This is a genomic window from Shewanella youngdeokensis (assembly GCF_033180165.1).
Lineage (GTDB): Bacteria > Pseudomonadota > Gammaproteobacteria > Enterobacterales > Shewanellaceae > Shewanella > Shewanella youngdeokensis.
Genome location: NZ_CP136522.1, coordinates 3,103,220 through 3,124,600, shown reverse-complemented (window position 1 = coordinate 3,124,600; position 21,381 = coordinate 3,103,220). Strand labels below are relative to the sequence as shown.

Here is a 21,381-nt window from a genome sequence, read left to right as displayed (position 1 = left end):
CAATCTAAAAAACCACGCTTTATAAGCGTGGTTTTTTTGTTTTTGATCAGTATGATAGTTGCAGTTTAGTTTTTATCTGTAGAGGGTATTACCATGTTAGCTTTAGTCTCACCAGCCAAAACGTTAGATTTCGAACACCCAGCGGGTACTGAAAGTTATTCAATGCCTACACTGCTAGAACACAGTGAACTATTGATTGATGTTTGTCGCCAGTTATCACCAAGCGATATTGCTTCATTGATGAAAGTGAGTGATAAAATAGCAGGGTTAAATGTGGCTCGATTTGGGAGTTGGCAAGCCAACTTCACGCCCGATAATGCTAAACAAGCTATTTTTGCATTTAGAGGTGATGTTTACACTGGGATAGATGCAGATACATTGTCTGAGGCTAGCCTGCAAAAGGCGCAGCAGCAGTTAAGAATTTTGTCTGGTTTATATGGGTTATTGAAGCCGTTAGACTTAATGCAGGCTTACCGTCTTGAGATGGGGACACGCCTAAATAATATGAGAGGCACTAATCTGTATCAATTCTGGGGAGATATTATCACTGATGAAATCAACCAGACCACCGCAGCGCATGGCGACGAGTTTATTGTTAATTTAGCCTCGAACGAATATTTCAAAGCGGTTAATCACAAACAACTCACCGCACAGCTCATCACACCAGTGTTTAAAGATAAAAAGAACGGTCAGTATAAAGTGATTAGCTTTTATGCCAAAAAAGCTAGGGGTATGATGGTGCGGTATATTTTGGATCACGACGTGAAATCGCTTGATGCATTGGTGCAGTTTAATAGTGCGGGTTATTATTATAGTGAAGCTGACTCGTCAGTTAATTCCCCGGTTTTTCTAAGAGAAGAGCTATAAACCACAGATGTATATTGGTTCATTATACATTGAGGTAAAGCTTATTCGGTAACGACGTTCATAGTGTTGTTACTGGCCTTAATTCAATGCTCGATTGCGGCATAAGATAAGCAAGCTGAGCATATACAGCCACATTTTGTTGAAAGGTTGCGGGAGCGATTTTGTCTATTGTGTCATCAGAACTATTGTGTCATCAGAACTATGGTGATAATCAAAATAGTCAGCACCATCTTGCCTTATTGACGTATCGGTACACCGAGTGATGGCAATATTGATACGTCAGGCCTACCAGGTGATTTGTCATTACCCATTATGGCCCCATTATTAGCCATGGGGCGCTTTGAGCTCATAATGGCTTAAAAGCGCTTTGGCTCACGCTATAATCAATTTGGTAGAATCGTCTGGCGCCAAAGCCACTGCTTTGCGAGGTAAGTTGTAATTTAACTGTGACGTTATTACTGTGTTTTAACATGGCATTGATTAAGTTTGTATCTGGATCAGGCATAGCCGCTGTTGGAATTTATTACACCCGTTTAATATCTCATCCTTCTGGTGTGGGCCATACGGTCATTATCAGTACCAATTGAGCGGATCATAACCGCAACGGCATCTCTAACGCGGGCAGCAACATTTTTCTATGATCTTTACCGGTAATATGGTGCTTAGTTATGTGGTTAAGAAGCACTGCCTTTTCTTTTACACTCTTGGCATCAGCTTGCGTTAAAGGCCTAGAATATCAGAGCAATAATGACTGCTTTGGCTTCATGACGGTAACATATCGGAACTTGTACAGTCTCTTTATAGACTTTATCAAAGCCCTAATAAATTGAGTTTTGATTCAACCCATTTCACGGTAAGTAGGTCCTTAATGCGACCTGCGAGTCTCAGGCTAACTTATAATATTAGTGACTTAACCAAATCGTATACAAAATCTGAACTAAGTGTCTGCTGCTGTAGTTTGGCTACAACTTGTTCACTTTTCGTTAGGGCGTGAAGGCTTTGGTAGTCAAAAAAACTGATCGAAAAAGCAGCTACGTTAAATTTGTTACTGATTCCCTTCATGACTTTCCTTTGTTTTTATTACATAAGTCGCACTTTTTAAAACAATCTAGCAAAAAGTGTGCTTTATGTCCCGACTATATCTGTAAGGCAACGCTATATTAGACCGTCGGTTTGTTTTAGGAGAAGTAGTTCGTAATGAGTATAGAACTAATACAGCAACGAGCAGACCATGCCGTTGTATTATTGAAAGCGATGGCTAATGAACGTCGTCTATTTATCTTGTGCTACCTTCTTAATGAAGGTGAAATGTGTGTCGGTGAAATGAACAAGAAGTTGGGTCTAAGCCAATCTGCTCTTTCACAGCATTTAGCATGGTTACGTAAAGACAATTTAGTTGAAACGCGTAAAGAAGCTCAAACAGTATATTACTCGTTAAAGAGTGATGAAGTTGCTGAAATCATTAAACTGCTTAATAATATCTATAGCGAAAGCTTACAGACAGAAGCAGTAGCATAATAATTGTAATATGTTACAAGTGACTTTTTATTCACTTTTATCGTTAACGTTGCAATTGTAATGAAAAAAATAGAGAGGCATGCCTCTCTATTTTTTTGTCTACAATTTGTGTATTACACACCCAACAGCACAGCTTCATAAGTATCTAATTCGGTAATCATTCGAAATATTCCAACTAATCTGCTATTCAAGACATATTGACGACAGTGTTGTAATGCCATGCGATAGGGTAGTTTGTTTTGGTATGCCTATTCATCTTCGTGCCGTATATGGTTCAGAGCGCCTGCCTGAGCAACAGTTAGGTGTGCGCATTGAATAGCTGTTGGCATGAAAGGAACGTTCAATCAGCAGTGTTTCAACGCCTTTGCGATCTACTTATGAGCGTGGTTAGCACGGTTTATGCTGTGTGAAGGTAGCGATATGTAGATAACTGCATGGTGTGGCACGAATACGCTGATGCCGGTGTTACAATCTCTTCTCGCTTAAGTTGTAAAGTAATACTTAAAAATCAGTGACTGGAGTGCTAGAACAGAAAAGTTGTTAAATGCTTGGCGGTGTATCAAATTTCAGATATAAAAAAACCGGCCAATGCCGGTTTTTTAATAGCTTTAAACTAAAACTTAAGCAACAAGTGCTTTAATTTTAGTGTTCAAGCGTGACTTATAACGAGCAGCCTTATTCTTGTGAATAAGACCTTTAGTCGCCATACGGTCAACAATTGGTTGTGCAGAAGCGAAAGCAGCAGTAGCTGATTCGTGATCACCTGCATTGATTGCAGCAATTACTTTTTTAACGTAAGTACGTAGCATTGAGCTACGGCTAGCGTTATGTTGGCGACGCTTTTCAGATTGAATCGCGCGCTTCTTTGCAGACTTGCTATTAGCCAAGGTGCAACTCCTAAAACTGGGTTTGGTATTTTTAAGGTCGAGGAATATGCCGTATTTATGTCACTTTGTCAATGACAATGACTGAATCATTTAGATAAACTCAAAATAATCCAACCAGCTTGGCGTTCTCCAACCTAACTCGTGTAATATAACGCATAATTCTAGCAGGTATTGCTATAAGACAATAGGGGCAAGCGCTAATTTGTGCGTGATAGGCCTGAAGTATTTTAGCTCTTTACAGGAGGTATTTTGAGTAGAAAGCTATTAAAATCTGGCATGATTGTCAGCGCTATGACATTAATTTCACGCGTTTTAGGCTTGGTTAGAGACGTCGTTATTGCCAACCTTATGGGCGCTGGTAGTAGTGCTGATGTTTTTTTCTTTGCTAATAAAATCCCCAATTTTTTGAGGCGTTTGTTCGCCGAAGGGGCGTTTGCACAAGCATTTGTGCCCGTTTTAACCGAATACCAAGAAAAAAACACTGACGCAGAAATAAAAGAACTTATTGGTAAAGTTGCCGGTACATTGGGTGTACTGGTCACTATAGTAACGATTTTCGGTGTAGTCGCTTCACCTGTTATAACTGCGTTGTTTGGTGCTGGCTGGTTTATGTCCTGGATCAATGGCGAACCAGACGGTGAAAAATTTGAACTCGCAGCGTTAATGCTAAAAATCACATTCCCCTATTTGTGGTTTATAACCTTTACCGCTTTGGCGGGATCAATCCTAAATACCCGGGGGCGGTTTGCAGTTTCTGCATTTACTCCGGTATTCCTTAACGTTGCCATTATTTCGGCTGCATTGTTGTTATCACCAAAGCTTGAGCAACCGGAAATAGGCCTCGCGTGGGGGGTGTTTTTGGGTGGGTTGATTCAATTTTTATTTCAAATCCCATTTTTAATCAAAGAAAAAGCCATTGTTAAGCCAAGCTGGGGTTGGTCACATCCTGGTATAAACAAAATTAGAACGTTAATGATCCCGGCGCTTTTTGGTGTGTCCGTGTCACAAATTAACCTGTTATTTGATACTTTTATTGCAAGTTTTTTAATGACGGGGTCAATTAGCTGGTTGTATTATTCAGACCGGTTGCTTGAATTTCCATTGGGTTTATTTGGCATTGCCATCGCTACAGTGATTTTACCAGCATTATCTAAACGGCATGTGAATGCTGAACCCCAAGCCTTTTCTAATACGATGGATTGGGGCGTTAAAGCGATTATTATGCTGGGCTTACCCGCTATGTGCGGCTTAATTATGCTGGCTAAGCCAATGCTCATGGTGTTGTTTATGCGCGGTGCATTTACTTATGAAGATGTTGAAATGGCATCTTACAGCTTGATGGCGTATGGCAGTGGTTTACTCAGCTTTATGCTGATTAAAATTTTGGCGCCAGGCTATTATTCGCGTCAAGATACTAAAACTCCTGTACGTTATGGCATTATCGCCATGATCACGAATATGTTTTTTAATCTTATTTTTGCCATCCCGTTTGGATACGTTGGACTCGCCATTGCAACGTCGATGTCAGCATTACTCAACGCCTGTCTACTATACAGAGGCCTGCATAAAGCCAATGTGTATCGGCTTGGCGTACCGACACTGATGTTTGCATTTAAAGCGTTACTTGCGACGTTGACGATGGCTGGGGTGATATATTATTTTCAGCTACCGATAAGTGCATGGATAGATTTATCATTACTAGAGCGGGGCGTTGAACTGCTAAAGTTGATTGCTATTGCTGCAGTTTGTTACTTTATCAGCCTAGTTTGTTTCGGAATTAGGCCTTGGAAGATGAAAGCAGGGGCTTGAGTGCTGATAATCAAGACTAGCTGGTATATAATCCGCATATTTACTCTCATGTGTCGTGTAAGATAATGGAATTAATCCGTGGTATTCATAACATTTTGCCGAAACATCATGGTTGCGTATTAACGATAGGTAACTTTGATGGTGTTCATCGTGGCCATGCGGAAGTCATTAATCGGTTAGTTAGCAAGGCAAGCCACTTTGGTTTACCTGCGGTAGCGATGACATTTGAGCCGCAGCCACAAGAGTATTTTCGAGGTGAAAATGCACCAGCTCGTTTGAGCTTGTTGCGCGATAAAGTTACGTTGCTTGACGAATTGGCTATTGAGCGGATTCTATGCGTTAACTTTAATAAAAGGTTTGCACATTACAGTGCAGAAGACTTTATCGAACAGTTATTGGTCAAGTCGCTGGGTGTTAAGTACTTAGTGGTTGGTGATGACTTTTGTTTTGGTCAAGGCCGACAGGGTAATTTTGATATGTTACGTAAAGCCGGCGAAAAGTTCGGTTTTACGGTGGTAAGTACGCAAAGTTTTACCCTAGGGGATAAACGCGTCAGCTCAACCGCGATTAGACAATTACTTGCTAGCGGTAACTTAGAGCAAGCAAGGCGTTTGTTAGGGCATCCTTTTACCCTTAGCGGCAAGGTTGCACATGGGCAAAAAATTGGGCGAACCATTGGTTTTCCCACAGCTAATATCGCGTTAAAGCGCAAAGTCTCGCCAGTAAAAGGTGTATTTGCTGTTAAGCTTTATTGGAATGATAGTGATGTTTATGAAGGCGTAGCCAATGTTGGTTTTAGACCGACAGTGAATGGCCAAGTATGTCAGTTAGAAGTCCACTTACTTGATTTTGACGGTGATCTTTATGGAAAAACTGTTGAAGTGGAGTTGGTGGCAAAGATTAGAGACGAGCAGCCATTTGGATCACTCGATGCGCTGAAAAAACAAATTAAAAATGATGCCGATAGAGCGAGAGCTTTACTCGGTAGCGATGCAGGCTAATAGCTTAGCTAACAAAACGGTATAGGATTAATGAGCGACTATAAATCAACTTTGAATTTGCCGGAAACAGTGTTTCCGATGCGTGGTAACTTGGCTAATCGTGAGCCAGAGATGTTAAAATCCTGGACCGAGAAAGGACTGTATAAACAGATCCGTGAGAGCCGTAAAGAGAGCAAACCGTTTATTTTGCATGATGGCCCTCCATATGCAAACGGTGATATTCATATTGGTCACTCAGTTAATAAAATTCTTAAAGATATTATTATTAAGTCCAAAACCATGTCTGGTTTTGATGCGCCATACATTCCAGGTTGGGATTGTCATGGTTTACCGATTGAACTTAAAGTTGAGCAAAAAGTTGGTAAGCCTGGTCATAAGGTTACTGCAGCTGAGTTTCGTCAAAAGTGTCGCGAATATGCCGCTAAACAAGTTGATGGTCAGCGTGCTGACTTTATCCGCTTAGGCGTACTTGCTGACTGGCAAAATCCTTACCTAACAATGGATTTCAACACCGAAGCTAATATTGTTCGTTCACTTTCAAAAGTGATTGATAGTGGCCATTTGCACAAAGGTGTTAAGCCTGTTCATTGGTGTACTGACTGTGGTTCAGCTTTGGCTGAAGCTGAAGTTGAATATGAAGACAAAATGTCTCCAGCTATTGACGTGGCTTTTTCTGTTACCGACAAGAGCAACTTGCTCGCTAAGTTTGGTTTGACACAATACCCACATAACATTTCAATGGTTATTTGGACGACTACACCTTGGACATTGCCAGCTAACCGTGGTTTAGCGGTTGCGGCTAACGTGTCGTACACATTAGTTGAAATGGTTAAAGATGGCCATTCTCAAGCGTTGGTTTTGGCTGAAGACCTAGTTGAGTCTTGCGTAGAACGATATGGCGCTGAGTCGCATACTGTGCTGGCAAACGTACTGGGTTCTGAGCTTGAGCAATTACGCGTTAATCACCCATTCTATGACTTTGATGTTCCAGTTGTTCTTGCTGATCATGTTACTGTCGATTCAGGTACTGGTGTTGTTCATACTGCTCCTGGTCATGGCCAAGACGATTTCGTTGTGGGTCAAAAGTACGGTTTAGAAGTTGCCAACCCTGTGGGTGATAATGGCGTATACAAAGCCGATACCGAAATTTTTGCTGGGCAGCATGTTTTTAAAGCCAACAAAAATATTGTGGCGTTGGTAGAAGAGAAGGGAGCATTGCTTAATCACGTAGCAATCAACCATAGCTATCCACATTGCTGGCGTCATAAAACCCCGATCATTTTCCGTGCGACACCACAGTGGTTTATTTCAATGGATCAAAATGGTTTGCGTAAGCAAGCTTTAAGCGAAATTGAAAAAACACAGTGGATCCCTGATTGGGGCCAAAGCCGTATCCATAAGATGGTTGAAAATCGTCCAGACTGGTGTATTTCTCGTCAACGAACTTGGGGTGTGCCAATCACCTTGTTTGTCCATCGTGAAACAGAAGAGTTACACCCTGACAGCGTGTCAATAATGGAACGTGTTGCTAACCGCATTGAGCAAGAAGGCATTCAAGCTTGGTGGGATCTTGATGCATCTGAGCTACTTGGTGAAGAAGCTGAGCAATACCGTAAAGTGACGGATACATTGGACGTATGGTATGACTCTGGTTCTACTTTCTCGTCAGTTGTTGCTTCACGCCCTGAATTTAAAGGCCATGAAGTTGACCTTTATCTAGAAGGTAGTGATCAGCATCGAGGTTGGTTCAACTCATCACTAATGATTTCAACAGCGATGAATGGCAAAGCCCCATACAAACAAGTATTGACGCATGGTTTTACCGTTGACGGCCAAGGCAGAAAAATGTCTAAGTCAGTAGGTAACGTTATTGCTCCGCAACATGTAACCAATAAGTTGGGTGCCGACATTCTACGTTTATGGGTTGCTGCGACAGACTCTAGCGGTGAAATGACTGTGTCTGATGAGATTTTAAAACGCAGTGCTGATGCATACCGCCGTATTCGTAATACTGCTCGTTTCTTGTTAGCTAACCTTAATGGCTTTAACCCTGAAACGGACATGGTAGCCGTTGAAGACATGGTTGCACTTGACCGTTGGGTTGTCCGCCGTGCCGAGGCTTTACAGCAAGAGCTAGTTGAAGCTTATGATGAATACAATTTCCATGTCGTAACTCAAAAGTTGATGCAGTTCTGTTCAGTTGAGTTAGGCAGTTTCTATCTTGATATTATTAAAGATAGACAATACACCGCCAAGGATGACAGCGTTGCACGTCGTAGTTGTCAATCAGCGTTGTACCTAATTGCTGAAGCAATGGTTCGCTGGATTGCGCCAATCTTAAGCTTCACCGCTGATGAAATCTGGCAGCTACTACCAGGTAAACGTGGTGAATTTGTGTTTACTGAAACATGGTATGACGGACTACAGTCAGTCACATTAGATACCGATCTCAGTGACGATTACTGGAGCCAGTTACTATCAGTTCGTGCCGAAGTGAATAAAGTGATTGAAAACGCACGTCGTGAAAAACAAGTTGGTGGCTCATTAGAAGTTGAAATGACTTTATTCGCTGATGAAGCTCTGTTGTCAGTACTGAATACTTTAGGCGATGAGTTACGCTTTGTATTGCTAACCTCTAAAACTAAAGTGGTTGCACTGTCAGAAGCACCAACAGATGCAATTGAGACCGAACTAACTTCACTTAAACTACAGCTTGGTAAGTCTACAGCTGAAAAATGCGAACGTTGTTGGCACCATAGAGAAGATGTAGGCCAAGTGGTAGAACATCCAACACTATGTACGCGTTGTGTAACTAACATCGAAGGTGAAGGCGAGACTCGTCAGTTTGCATAAGGATCTGTAATGCCCACGTCTTGGAAAGACAGTGGCCTACGTTGGTATTGGGTAGTTGTGTTAGTGTTCTTTGCTGACCAACTATCTAAGCAGTGGGTGTTGTCGAGTTTTGAATTATACGAATCGGTAACCTTGTTACCGATATTTAATTTTACTTATGTACGCAATTACGGCGCCGCATTTAGCTTTTTAAGCGATGCTGGTGGCTGGCAGCGCTGGCTGTTCACCTTTATCGCTGTTGGTTTTAGTGTGATCTTGTCGGTTTGGTTACGCCAGCAGCCAAGTAAAATGTGGCGTTTGAACCTTGCCTATACGCTAGTGATTGGTGGGGCTTTAGGTAATTTAGTTGACCGTTTACAGCATGGGTACGTGGTCGACTTTTTAGATTTTTATTGGAACAGCAGCCATTTCCCTGCATTTAATATTGCTGACTCAGCAATTTGTATTGGCGCTGGGCTCATCATTTTAGATTCTTTTGTATCGGCTAGCGATGCTAAAAAATCGGATGACATAAAGGAGTAGTCTGAGTGACTGAACATTCAATTTTGTGCCATATGAATATTCTGCTAGAAGATGGTTCAACAGCTGAAAGCACAAAAGCGACCGGTAAACCTGCACGGTTTAATTTAGGGGATGAGAGCTTAAGTCCTGCATTTGAAGCCGAGATACGCCATTTAAGCGTGGGTGATCAGCATAGCTTTACATTGCAGCCTGCTGACACCTTTGGTGAATCTAATCCTGACGCTATTCATCATATGGATAAAAGTCGATTTCCTGCAGATATGGAAATTGAAGCTGGTGTTATTGTCAGTTTTGGTGGACCCGGTGGAAGTGAGATCCCCGGTATGGTTCGCGATGTCGTTGGTGATTCAGTCACAATAGATTTAAACCATCCACTAGCGGGTCAAGTATTAACCTTTGAACTTGAAGTCGTGCAGGTACTATAACTATGAACATTCTTTTGGCAAATCCTCGTGGTTTTTGTGCTGGTGTTGACCGCGCAATTAGTATTGTTGAGCGGGCTTTAGAGCTTTTTTCACCACCTATTTATGTACGTCATGAAGTGGTTCATAACCGCTACGTAGTGCAGAACCTTAAAGACCGTGGCGCGGTGTTTGTTGAAGAGTTAGACCAAGTTCCCGATGAGAGTATTGTTATCTTTAGTGCTCACGGTGTTTCTCAAGCGGTTCGTGCAGAAGCTAAAAAACGGGGGCTCAAAATATTTGATGCCACTTGCCCTCTGGTCACTAAAGTTCACTTGCAAGTAACTCGTGCTAGCCGTAAAGCGATAGAGTGTATTCTTATTGGTCATGCGGGTCACCCTGAAGTCGAAGGTACAATGGGGCAATACGATAACCCTGCCGGTGGTGTACATTTAGTGGAGTCTCCAGCAGATGTGGCTAACTTGGTTGTCAAAGACCCTGAGAACCTGTGCTTTGTTACCCAAACAACATTATCAATGGACGACACTGCAGATGTGATCGCATCTTTACAAAAAAAATACCCCGCGATTAAAGGGCCACGTAAAGATGATATTTGTTATGCAACACAAAATCGTCAAGATGCGGTACGCAAGGTGGCGCAGGATGTAGAGCTATTTATTGTGGTGGGTTCACAAAATAGTTCTAACTCTAATCGTTTGCGTGAGTTAGCTCAAAAGCAAGGTACGAATGCATATTTGGTAGATAATGCCGACGACGTCGATGCTGCTTGGTTTAACGGTGTTAAACGTATTGCTGTTACTGCGGGCGCGTCTGCCCCTGAAGTGCTAGTTAAGCAAGTCGTTGATGCTATCGCACTGATGGCTCCAAGTGTCATTACAGAAGTTGAGGGACGACTTGAAGACACGGTTTTTGCTGTGCCAGCTGAATTACGCTAAACCCACAGGTAAGTATCCACAAACATAAAGAGGCCTTGGCCTCTTTTTTTTTGTTTAAAATATTTGATAACGCGCAGAGTTTTACTAAAAGTACGTTCTTTTGCTACCAGCTATAATTCGACTAAACTTATATAAACCTGTACCATTAAAAGACTACTCTAAGCTACAGATTTCAAACATTAAAAAAACATATGTTATCGTAAGTAGTTGATTGAAACCAAATGAGGTGCTGGCAATGAAAAATCAACAACAAGGTCTTTCTCTCATTGAATTAATGGTGTCATTGGTCATTCTAGTTGTTGGTCTTATTGGAATTTTCAACCTTCATTTGGTTGCCAAGCGCGGTAGCTTTGAATCATTTCAGCAAACTCAAGCTTCATATTTAATTAATGATATTGTTAACCGTATGCGGTTAAATCGCTCTCTGTTGGCATCCTATAGTGGCACATACACAGGCACCTTAACTCAGCCCAAATCTTGCGATGTTGCCGTGGGAGCGAATGTTACCTGTTCTGCAAATGAGACTTTAGCTTGGGATCTATACCAATGGGAAAGCCGCTTTACAGAGCTTGATGATGCTACTGCTTGCGTGCTTGCGACAGCTAATGGAAACGTAGAGGTAGTGATGAGCTGGCGAGGTATTAGGGAGCTCAGTGATGGCGGCGCTGCAACCGGTAAATCTAGCCTAGCAAAAGGGTGTGGTACGGCGAATAAACGTCGTAGGATCTATTCGTTACAAACGGTTATTATTTAAATATGAATACGGCAAAAGATAGACATCTCCAAGCTGGTTTTTCGCTAGTTGAGCTAATGGTCGCCATGTTAATCAGCCTCTTTTTATCTGCTGGCCTATTTTCAATGTTCGCTATGTCATCATCAAATGTGGCAACAACGAGCCAATTTAATCAGCTACAAGAAAATGGCAGGGTAGCTTTAGCCCTTATTGAGCGTGATGTCAGCCAAGCAGGTTTTATGGCTGAGCTTACCGGCACCAACTTAAATGTTGGTACCAATACCACGATTTTAGCCCCTGCGATTGCATCGGGTAATGACTGTATTGGGGGGGGTTGAATAATGCCAGTTTCCCTATCGCCAATAGTGTGTCAAATTTTACTAAAATTTGGGGTTATGAAAGCGGCAATGGAGGCGATAGCCTAGCCTGCTTATCTTCAGTGCGTTCAAATACTGATGTCATACAATTTAAGCGCCTTATTGGCCCAACGGTTACCACATTTAATAGTAATGCATACTATATGGCGACTAATTTAAGTGAAGCGGTTATTTTTGCGGGCAACCAAGCTGCCCCAGCTATTGATAATGGTCGCTTTTGGGAGTACCAGCACCACGTGCTATTTATTCAAAATGATAATGGTGTGCCTGTGTTAATGCGCCGAGTATTAGGTGTCGGTGGAATGAAATCTGGGGCCAGTTATGAGCAATTAGTTGAAGGTATTGAAAATATTAGAGTGATGTACGGTTTCGATACTAACGACGATAATAGTGCTGATAGCTTTATGCCCGCTGCAAATGTGACATCCACAATGTGGTCTGGTGAGCCTAACCAGCGCTTAGTCGCGCTGAGGATTTACATCCTGGTGCGTACAGTTGAAGAAGACAGCACCTATACTAACGACAACAGTTATCAACTTGGTGACAAAACCATTAACCCTAGCAATGACGGTTTTCGCCGCCGCGTAATGTCATCTACCGTCGTGTTAGAAAACCCCATACTGGTGGATAGTTAAAATGCAAATACAGATGAAAAAACAGCGGGGTGTGGTGTTATTTTTCTCCATCATTATTTTATTGATAATGACTGTTATCGGTGTTGCGTTAGCCGTCAATTCCACTCAATCAATTCGTATGGCTGGAGCTGGCTCTGAGCGTGTTGAGGCTGTGGCGCATGCCCATGGTGCACAAGATCAGCTAATTGCTGACAATCGTGGTACTAATTTAGCGAATTTACCCACTCAAGTTTCAACGATCCAAGATGGTAACTTTAATGTAGAAAGTACATTAACACGACTGACCGACGGCGACGTTGACTGTGTCCGTAGTCGTTTGGCCTCTCAAGCAAGCCTTATCAGATGCGTGCCTATTGAAGTGTCTAGTCAAGCAACGTTCGGTCGTAACAATATGGGTCAAATAACGGTTGTTGCAGGTATCGAACAAGAAGTTTTAGCCGGAACAGGTAAATAGTGATGAATATCAAACGATTTATTATCGCAATGGCAAGTGCGCTTGTCATGATGTCTGGTTTTAGTCATGGTGATGACACCGAACTGTACGTATTTGAATCATCTTCACGTTCAGGGGATCGGCCACAAGTACTGATTATTTTTGACAATTCCGGCAGCATGGACACGTGGGAATATACTGAAGAGCTTTATGACCGCGGTGAGTCACTTAAATCGAGTACTAAACTTTATTATGCCAAAGGGGGCGGGGCTGTTCCTGAACCGAGTAGCACAAATTTTTTTAAAAACAAAGTTAATGGCTGTAAAGCATCAAAGGAGTACTTGAAAGGCTATGGCTTTTTTACCGGTTCCGTTCGCGAGTATAAATTTATAGGTGATAACGGTACATGGTCAGAGTTACCCGACACATTGGGTGGGACTTTGACTCTTGTTGACTGTTTTGAAGACTTTTCAAATGAAGACGATTTACGCTTTCAAAATACCAATGACTATTACCCAGGCTTTCCTGTTGATAGTTTAGGGTCTCCAGATAGTCCTGAACCTTATACTTATGCCAAGGAAAACACATCGTCTGCTGAGGACATTCAAGCTGCTATTGATAGCGCCTATCTGACGGATTTTGGGACTGGTGAATCGGTTACAGTTTATACTGAAAACTATGTTAATTGGTACCATTCGAACAAGAGTAAAACATGGATGACTCGAATGGCGATTGCGCAGCGGGTTATTGAAGATACCGTGGTAACTACTCCTAGCGTTGATTTTGGGCTTGCTGTCTTTAACATTAACTCTAGAGAAGGCTCTGAAGGTGGACGAGTTATCTCAGGTATTAAGCGTTTACAGTCATCAGAAAAGACTGATTTTATAGAAATGGTCAATGGTTTAGATGCTGAAACGAATACTCCATTGTGTGAAACGCTGTATGAGGCGTATCGATATTTTTCTGGCGGGAAGGTCTATTTTGCAAAAACGGCAAGAAATATATCACCTGATCGAGACACTGACATAGAAAGTGGCAGTAGTTACGACTCACCTTTTGAAAGTAGCCAGTGTTCAAATCGGGCCTATGTGGTTTACATTACTGATGGTTCGCCAACTGCAGATGATGATGCAAATAAATTGGTTAAGGCGATGGATGGTTACAAATCATCTGAAGTTGTTGATAGTAGTTATTTGCCTGCTTTGGCAAGCATTATGTACCGCAAAGATGTTAACCCAAGCCTTGAAGGAGATCAGTTTGTCTCCACTTATACGATTGGTTTTAGTGATGGCGCTGATGATGCTGCGCCGATTTTAAGTAAAACGGCGGAACTTAGTGGTGCTGAGTATTTTGCGGCAAAAGATGCCACTCAATTACAGGCGGCACTGCAGGATGTTTTTGCCCAAATTTTAGAGGTTAACTCAAGTTTTACCTCTCCGTCTGTAGCAACTAATAATTTTGATAGAACCCAGACGTTCGACTCAGTTTATTATTCAATGTTCTTGCCAAATAAAGGCCCTCGTTGGCAGGGAAATCTTAAAAAGTTTAAAGTAAATAGCGATGGCGAAATTATTGATAAAAATGGTGCGAGCGCTATTGGTGATGACGATAATTTGAGTGATAGTGCCTGCTCCTATTGGACTCCTAATTCTGTTTGTAGCGCTAGTAGTGGTGGTGGCGATGGCAACAATGTTGGTACTGGTGGTGTTTTACATGAGTTGCGAACAGGCGCTAGCCGTACTTTGTACGGTGATTTTGGTTCAAATGGGGCGCTGGCTGAATTTAGTAAAAGCATGGCGTCTTCAAGAGCTGGTGGAGATACCAACTTAGCAAGCTATATGGGGGTTAGTAAGTCAAGTCTATCGACTTATTTTGATTGGGCTAAAGGAAAAGATACTGACGATGAAGATGGTGATTCATCTACATCTGACCCTCGTGATGACATATTTGGTGATCCACTGCATTCGAAACCACTGGCAATAAATTTTGGCACTGCAGACGCTCAAGATGTTCGGGTGCTCGTTGGGACTAATCACGGCTTTTTACATATGTTCAAGGATGAAGGTGATAGTGTGTCAGAGTCCTGGGCGTTTATGCCATATGAGTTGTTGCCCAACCTTCCTGAACTAAAAGCGAATGTGCCAACTGGCGTGCATTCAGTATATGGGCTTGATAGCCCACCTATCTCATATGTTAAAACCGCGACCAGTGGTGCAATTGAAAAGGCTTGGGTATTTGTAGGCATGCGTCGTGGTGGTAAGTCCTATTATGCGTTAGATATTACGAACCCAGATAAACCTAAATTTATGTGGAAAATCGACTCCAACAGCTCTGGTATGGGGGAGTTAGGGCAATCTTGGGCAGAGCCGGTGGTGACCTATATTCCTGGTTGGCCTGCTGGCAACACCGACATTGCCAGTGCAAAGCCTGTACTGATATTCGGCGGCGGATACTCGCCCGCGACGAAAGATAGTTCTGCAATCGGTATTGCAGATACTCAAGGTCGGGCTGTATTTATTGTTGATGCTGAGTCAGGAAAATTAATTCATTCATTTGGGCCTACTTCTAGTGCAACTATGACAGCGCTTCCAGGAATTGCTGATAGCATCCCTAACTCAGTTGCAGTGCTTGATAGTAATGGTGATAAACTAACCGACAGAATTTATGCTACAGATACCGGTGCGAACGTTTGGCGTATGGACTTACCAAGCACTAGTCCTAGTGACTCTACTGCCCCTTGGACGGCATTTAAATTTGCGGAACTAGGTAATAGTTCATTAGAGTCAGATAGACGCTTTTTTGCAGAAGCTGCAGTGGCACAAACTACATTTACCAACGTGTCAGAGGTAAGTGTTACTGTCGGTGATAAAACCACAACCAGCATCACTTATCAGAGTGTACCTTATGATGCAGTTGTGGTGGGTACTGGTAATCGACCACACCCTTTAGGTGTATTGCGCAGTGATAAGTTCTTTGCTTTACAAGATCGTAATGTGGTGTCTAAATCATTTAACGGCATTGGCGATAATACTGTTCCGGCAGTGATTAGCATGAATAGCTTGTATAATGTTTCCAGTAAAGCGCCCTCCACAGAGGCTGAAAATGTCACCTTTTCGACTAAGCGAGGTTGGTATTATGACTATGTGACCGAGGGCGAAAAAAGCCTTTCTGCTGCGACGATTATTCAGGGTAGGGTATTTTTCTCTACTTATGTACCCGGTGATGAAGTTGCCGATAACCAGTGTTTAGTATCGGGGGGAAGTAGGCTTTATGGATTCGATTTACATAGAGGAACCCGCGCTTTTACTAAAGAATACATTGAGATGGGTGATAGCATTCCAGATACACCGCAGCTAGTTATCCCGCCTGATGGCGATAATATGTACCTAATAGGTATTGGTAACGCAGGCGATGACATTGAGTTTAAAGAGTGTGCCGAAGGCAGCGTAGATTGTCCAGCAGCCCCAGAATGCGGCTCTGGCAATAGTCAATGTGTTGGTGGTGGGCTTGAAGTGAACAAGATTTATTATCACGTTAATGATTAGGTTATATATGCGAATTAAAAATGGTTTCACCTTAATAGAACTAATGATTACGGTCGTGGTTATCGGTATTTTAGCGTCTATAGCCTATCCATCATACATAGAGTATGTTGCAAAAGGTGTACGGGCAGAGGGGTTAGCATTACTCAGTGATGCTGCGAACCGACAAGAGCAATTTTATTTGGACAATCGTACCTATACGACCAGTATGACTGAGTTGGGCTTTAACAAAAGCCCTTTTGTGTCTGAAAGTGGTTATTACAGCTTGAGTGGTACAGTTACTGGTTCTGGGAGTTTCACATTAACAGCTAGCGCGACAGGTGCTCAGGCAGCAAGAGATGCTAGCTGTAAAAATCTTCAAATAACAGAAACAGGGGCTAAGAGCCCAGAAGGGTGCTGGTAATGAAGTGGATATTAATCGCGAGCTTTGCAGTTTTTTGTGTAGGCAAAGCCCAAGCTGCCGATGTGGTAAAAAAGGATTTCAAATGTTATGTCGATACAACTATCGAAAAACAGGTTGTATTTTATCGTTGGGATATCAGTCAGGTAGAACGATTGATAGCATCATTGCCAGCTACACAATCGGCTAAAAAAGCAAAAAACATGACGGCTTATATCAAGTCTGTTGACGAATGTGTATTGCTCGATGAGCCATTTCAAAGCCGAGATGCTCAGCGTCTTGATAAATTAACTCTTAGGTGATTTGGTTTGCAAGTCTAACTACAGTTCACAGCACCTGTTAATGTGCTTATTTTTCCTGATATTGAAACCTCGATACCTCTAGCATTTTCATTGGTTTTGCTGGACGGACAATAAATGAAGCGTTGTGAACTGCTTGTGCCTGTCAGCATCCCTTCTGCTGAAAAACTAATGGTATTGACGGTTGTTTTAATAAAATCCTTGCTGTTAAAGGCGTCAATTGAACGTATGAGCTGGTCGCCTGAGCTTTCATAAGTACCATTTGCGTTGCCATCGATAAAAACATCAAAACCATTAATCCAATCACTGCCGCATGTCGAGCCTGTTAGCGGGCACAAAACAACTATTGCTCCATAACTGATTGCATTGCTCCTCGCAGAAGTAAATGACTGTTTGATTACACTATTTGCAGATTCGCTACGAGAGTTATCATAAAAATCAGTGAAAGAGGGGGCTGCAATGGTTATCAAAATGGTTGCTATTACAAGGGTGACCATAACTTCTACTAATGTAAAAGCACGTTGATAATATTGACCACGATTCATTTTATATACTCTACGGCGATGACTGCTACAGTGTATGTTATTTGATTGTGAGATACAGTAAAAGCACTATCTTTATCATGATTATAGAGAGCTAGCTCTATTTCGCTATGAGCAAACTGCTCTGTGAGTTTTCAGGTTTCCATTATGCAGCTATCCTCAGTCAGGTTGTGTTTTTTTACTCTCGAATGTGAGTACGGGTTTGTGTTGCTTACTTTTAAGCAAGTAAGCCATTTTTAGGCTGCTTTTTTTAGGAGTGAATACGACTAATATGCTTAGAGATGACAGCTATTATTTTTACAGCTAATGATCTTTTTCTTTGAAAACCGTGTCCTACCTGATTGGCTTACAATAACGGCTTTTGACAGCTCACTATTAAATTTTTCTGGACAGTAGCTTAAGGTTCCATTGGTACCAGATGCTAAACCGTCTCCTTGAAACCTAATGCCACGGCGGTTATATTGAACGAGATCACTGGTATGGAATGGTCCAATTTGTAAGATTAATTGATCATTACCATCAAGCGAGTATTTTTGTCCTGAGTCGCTAAAAACAGAAATGTTGTAATGCCAGTTTTTTGAACAGCTGTTACCGTCCAATGGGCATACAGTAACTCGGGTGTTATAGGCGATAGCTTGATTGCGGGCAAACAGTATGGTTTGCTGAATTTTTCTTATATTGAGCTCAGCCCTTATATAAGCGTATAAAGATGTCAATGATGGAACGATCATCGATATTAGTGTCGTAAAAATCACTAATGTGAGCATCAGCTCTACAAGCGTAAAGCCATTGGTGTTGTTATTCATGCATGTCTTCCTTGGGCAAGCTATACCGCTTCCTGCGACTGTTGATAGCTTCTGATGAGTGGTAGCGAGTATAGTGGTTGTATCAGTAATCCTAGGTTGATTTTTTAGATTGTTCCGTTATAAGAAGACTGCATTCATTTTTAAGGGCGCAGCTCAATAACATTAGACTTCAGAGTTGAGAGGCTGCATGCTAAGCTACAAAATTATAAAATTAATCATTTCAGCAAGTTTAGGAGTTTTACAATGAAAAAGGTCGAAGCCATTATTAAACCATTTAAGTTAGATGATGTGCGCGAGTCGCTTGCTGATATAGGGATCACGGGGATGACTGTTTCTGAGGTCAAAGGTTTTGGTCGACAAAAAGGCCACACTGAACTATATCGTGGCGCCGAATATATGGTCGATTTCTTACCTAAAGTAAAAATTGAATTAGTTATTCAAGATGAGCAGCTAGAGCAAGCTATTGACGTTATTGTTGATACCGCACGGACTGGTAAAATTGGTGATGGTAAGATTTTTGTGACTGATGTTGAACGTGTTATTCGTATACGTACTGGTGAAGAAAACGAAGAAGCTGTTTAAGATCTGGGCTAGCTTTTCACATGAGTTGCCGTCAAGTCATGTGAAAAGGCCGCTATCGTATTGTTTATCTCTGTTTGTCGTTATCACTGAATAAGCCTAAATCACCATAATAAAAATTGTTGTAAATCTCTGCAGTCATAAATTATCTGTTCAGTCCACTTAGCATTACATTTCCTTGAACCATTATTGGTGAAAATACCCTGTTTAGCGCTTAACTGAAAAGTCATAGCTAAACTCAAATGCCATGCGAACTGTAAACATTTGGGTAATAAGCGGCTGTCAACTTGTGGGCAACTGATTGAGTACTAAATTTAGGATGCAAAAAAGCCACTCTATTGAGTGGCTTTTTTGTTTTTATGGTGCCGGCACCAAGAGTCGAACTCGGGACCTACTGATTACAAGTCAGTTGCTCTACCAACTGAGCTATGCCGGCTTATCTTGCTAACAAATCATCCTTTATAGACAACTCATTATAAAATGTTGGTGCCCGAACCCGGAATCGAACCAGGGACACGAGGATTTTCAATCCTCTGCTCTACCGACTGAGCTATTCGGGCAACTAAGCTATATAAATATAAGCGTTAGATTTGCTACTTCAAACCAAGCTGTTAAAGCCTGTATCGTTTGGAGTGCGCGTATATTATAGCGATGCTCCCAATCACGCAAGTGCTTTTTTATGAAATATGCCTAACAAATAGCCGTACAGTCACTTTTATCTATTTTAAGTGCAAATGTTTAGTTGGTTTGTATAGAAAAAAAGCATGCTATGTCAGCTATTCGCTGCGTAGTACTACTTACTATCGTGACTTTAGCGTTTAAGGGAAATATTTACTGTTTAGAGCATGGCTAGTGTGCGGCGAACACCTGCACCATCAGTATTTGATTTTGCATAGCCTTTAGCTTGAAAGGGAAGGGGGTTGTTAGGCAGCTGGTACTGGCCTTTAATCTGTTATCAATAAAGGACTCGGCTACGGGCAACTGTTTTGTTTGATGTGAGAAGTCGTGTCTTAGCTGCTTAGGCAACATTGGCTTGATGCGTTATTTGTTCATAGTAAATCGAGTCAAACCAGCAAGCGCTAATTTTTTCAACCTAAGGCTCACTGGTGAGTGATAATGGTTTGCTTGTTTTACACTATAGAGCAAGAGCATGGATCGAGAATTGAACAGCAAGGATCTGATAAAGCCAATGGTATTTTGTACCCAAGATCGGAAGCTAAAACCAAAGTGCTGAGCTAAAGCGGAGGGATGACTTCAAATATGAACATAATAACTTTTAAGCACCGTTTCTGAGTAGTCGCGGATCGAAGCAATTTTCGATACTTACCGATGTGCTTGTACTGTTAAGTGGCAATTTGGTTAGTGGTATAGTGTTACATTGATAGATGTGCAAACCTTTAAGGTAAAAGATGATTGCTGATTAATAAATTGCAGATATAAAAAAGCCACTCTATTGAGTGGCTTTTTTATTTTTATGGTGCCGGCACCAAGAGTCGAACTCGGGACCTACTGATTACAAGTCAGTTGCTCTACCAACTGAGCTATGCCGGCTTATCTTGCTAACAAATCATCCTTTATAGACAACTCATTATAAAATGTTGGTGCCCGAACCCGGAATCGAACCAGGGACACGAGGATTTTCAATCCTCTGCTCTACCAACTGAGCTATTCGGGCAACTAAGCTATATAAATATAAGCGTTAGATTTGCAACTTCAAACTAAGCTTTAAAGCCTGTGTCGTTTGGAGTGCGCACATAATATAGCGATGGAATTTATCCTGCAAGTGCTTTTTGTTATTCCCATGACTGTTCGCTCAGTTTGTGTGCGTTTCCGTAATAAAGAACAATCTTTTGTACTTCGCAGCTTATTTTTTAGCTTTTTCGGTTGTTATTTCACCTTGGAAACGGGGACGATTAGCTAGGCAACCCTTTTTTAGTACCTTTGATGTGCCTACTTTTTATTAGTTAGAACAAAAGGGCGATATTTGCTGATTTTATGTCCGCAAAATGAATGTTTTATCAATTTAAATTAATGATTAGTGAGCAGATGCTATTAGATACTAATAAGCCGTATGATTTGAACGCGACCTTGCTTCACAGGTTTTCAGTTATAGTGGCTAATGGGCTCTATGCCGTTGGTTTTTAGGTGGTGGATTCAACGTATTACTGCCAGTGGTATAAAACTGTGCAGTATTTGCACAAAAGTATAGAAATACTGTTGC

General features: G+C 41.7%; 17 protein-coding genes, 4 tRNA genes and 1 pseudogene. 15 read left to right on the top strand and 7 right to left on the bottom strand.

Annotation, left to right across the window (positions count from 1 at the left end):
• Window positions 1-93 precede the first annotated feature (93 nt).
• The gene (gene yaaA, locus RGE70_RS13330) at window positions 94-867 is read left to right on the top strand and encodes a peroxide stress protein YaaA (protein ID WP_310471928.1); all 774 of its coding nucleotides are present in this window, start codon (window positions 94-96) and stop codon (window positions 865-867) included.
• A 1,197-nt stretch (window positions 868-2,064) separates the two neighbouring features.
• Window positions 2,065-2,385, top strand: coding sequence for an ArsR/SmtB family transcription factor (locus tag RGE70_RS13325; protein WP_310471927.1), 321 nt, complete (start codon window positions 2,065-2,067; stop codon window positions 2,383-2,385).
• Between the two features lie 620 nt (window positions 2,386-3,005).
• Here the strand turns inward: RGE70_RS13325 and rpsT are convergent.
• Window positions 3,006-3,272 (bottom strand): 30S ribosomal protein S20, encoded by a 267-nt coding sequence (gene rpsT, locus RGE70_RS13320; RefSeq protein WP_310471926.1) that lies wholly within the window; start codon window positions 3,270-3,272, stop codon window positions 3,006-3,008.
• Window positions 3,273-3,521: 249 nt separating this feature from the next.
• Between rpsT and murJ the strand changes: the two genes are divergently transcribed.
• The 12 genes and pseudogenes from murJ (at window position 3,522) to RGE70_RS13260 (ending at window position 17,236) form a co-directional block, all read left to right on the top strand.
• On the top strand, window positions 3,522-5,081 hold the full coding sequence (gene murJ / locus RGE70_RS13315; protein WP_310471925.1) for a murein biosynthesis integral membrane protein MurJ: 1,560 nt from the start codon (window positions 3,522-3,524) through the stop codon (window positions 5,079-5,081).
• Between the two features lie 65 nt (window positions 5,082-5,146).
• On the top strand, window positions 5,147-6,082 hold the full coding sequence (gene ribF / locus RGE70_RS13310) for a bifunctional riboflavin kinase/FAD synthetase (RefSeq protein ID WP_310471924.1): 936 nt from the start codon (window positions 5,147-5,149) through the stop codon (window positions 6,080-6,082).
• A gap of 30 nt (window positions 6,083-6,112) precedes the next feature.
• A complete protein-coding gene (ileS, locus tag RGE70_RS13305; RefSeq protein WP_310471923.1) occupies window positions 6,113-8,935 on the top strand; it encodes an isoleucine--tRNA ligase in 2,823 nt (940 codons plus the stop codon).
• Window positions 8,936-8,944: 9 nt separating this feature from the next.
• Window positions 8,945-9,457 (top strand): signal peptidase II, encoded by a 513-nt coding sequence (gene lspA / locus RGE70_RS13300; RefSeq protein ID WP_310471922.1) that lies wholly within the window; start codon window positions 8,945-8,947, stop codon window positions 9,455-9,457.
• Window positions 9,458-9,462: 5 nt separating this feature from the next.
• Window positions 9,463-9,882, top strand: coding sequence for an FKBP-type peptidyl-prolyl cis-trans isomerase (gene fkpB, locus RGE70_RS13295; protein ID WP_310471921.1), 420 nt, complete (start codon window positions 9,463-9,465; stop codon window positions 9,880-9,882).
• A gap of 2 nt (window positions 9,883-9,884) precedes the next feature.
• Window positions 9,885-10,814, top strand: a complete 930-nt coding sequence (gene ispH / locus RGE70_RS13290) for a 4-hydroxy-3-methylbut-2-enyl diphosphate reductase (protein ID WP_310471920.1) — start codon at window positions 9,885-9,887, stop codon at window positions 10,812-10,814.
• 235 nt (window positions 10,815-11,049) lie between these two features.
• On the top strand, window positions 11,050-11,568 hold the full coding sequence (gene pilV, locus RGE70_RS13285) for a type IV pilus modification protein PilV (RefSeq protein ID WP_310471919.1): 519 nt from the start codon (window positions 11,050-11,052) through the stop codon (window positions 11,566-11,568).
• Window positions 11,569-11,570: 2 nt separating this feature from the next.
• Window positions 11,571-12,559, top strand: a pseudogene (locus RGE70_RS13280) (PilW family protein).
• 13 nt (window positions 12,560-12,572) lie between these two features.
• Complete coding sequence (locus tag RGE70_RS13275) at window positions 12,573-13,013, top strand: pilus assembly PilX family protein (RefSeq protein WP_310472983.1); 441 nt, start codon at window positions 12,573-12,575, stop codon at window positions 13,011-13,013.
• 2 nt (window positions 13,014-13,015) lie between these two features.
• On the top strand, window positions 13,016-16,537 hold the full coding sequence (locus tag RGE70_RS13270) for a pilus assembly protein (protein ID WP_310471918.1): 3,522 nt from the start codon (window positions 13,016-13,018) through the stop codon (window positions 16,535-16,537).
• Between the two features lie 7 nt (window positions 16,538-16,544).
• Window positions 16,545-16,937 (top strand): type IV pilin protein, encoded by a 393-nt coding sequence (locus RGE70_RS13265; RefSeq protein ID WP_310471917.1) that lies wholly within the window; start codon window positions 16,545-16,547, stop codon window positions 16,935-16,937.
• Window positions 16,937-17,236 carry a TapY2 family type IVa secretion system protein gene (locus tag RGE70_RS13260; protein ID WP_310471916.1) on the top strand — a complete coding sequence of 100 codons (300 nt, stop codon included), beginning with the start codon at window positions 16,937-16,939 and terminating at the stop codon, window positions 17,234-17,236. The genes RGE70_RS13265 and RGE70_RS13260 overlap by 1 nt, the downstream gene beginning before the upstream one ends.
• Window positions 17,237-17,250: 14 nt before the next feature.
• Here the strand turns inward: RGE70_RS13260 and RGE70_RS13255 are convergent, their stop codons facing one another.
• The gene (locus RGE70_RS13255) at window positions 17,251-17,778 is read right to left on the bottom strand and encodes a GspH/FimT family pseudopilin (RefSeq protein WP_310471915.1); all 528 of its coding nucleotides are present in this window, start codon (window positions 17,776-17,778) and stop codon (window positions 17,251-17,253) included.
• A gap of 272 nt (window positions 17,779-18,050) precedes the next feature.
• Window positions 18,051-18,581: a GspH/FimT family pseudopilin gene (locus RGE70_RS13250; protein WP_310471914.1), complete on the bottom strand. Its 531-nt coding sequence runs from the start codon at window positions 18,579-18,581 to the stop codon at window positions 18,051-18,053.
• 243 nt (window positions 18,582-18,824) lie between these two features.
• Between RGE70_RS13250 and RGE70_RS13245 the strand changes: the two genes are divergently transcribed.
• Complete coding sequence (locus tag RGE70_RS13245; RefSeq protein WP_310471913.1) at window positions 18,825-19,163, top strand: P-II family nitrogen regulator; 339 nt, start codon at window positions 18,825-18,827, stop codon at window positions 19,161-19,163.
• Between the two features lie 357 nt (window positions 19,164-19,520).
• Here RGE70_RS13245 and RGE70_RS13240 read toward each other — a convergent pair.
• The 4 genes from RGE70_RS13240 to RGE70_RS13225 all read right to left on the bottom strand — a co-directional run bounded on the left by RGE70_RS13240 (window position 19,521) and on the right by RGE70_RS13225 (window position 20,835).
• Window positions 19,521-19,596, bottom strand: a tRNA-Thr gene (locus RGE70_RS13240).
• A 48-nt stretch (window positions 19,597-19,644) separates the two neighbouring features.
• A tRNA-Phe gene (locus RGE70_RS13235) sits at window positions 19,645-19,720 on the bottom strand.
• Window positions 19,721-20,635: 915 nt separating this feature from the next.
• Window positions 20,636-20,711, bottom strand: a tRNA-Thr gene (locus RGE70_RS13230).
• 48 nt (window positions 20,712-20,759) lie between these two features.
• Window positions 20,760-20,835: transfer RNA gene (locus RGE70_RS13225), tRNA-Phe, on the bottom strand.
• Window positions 20,836-21,381: the final 546 nt, after the last annotated feature.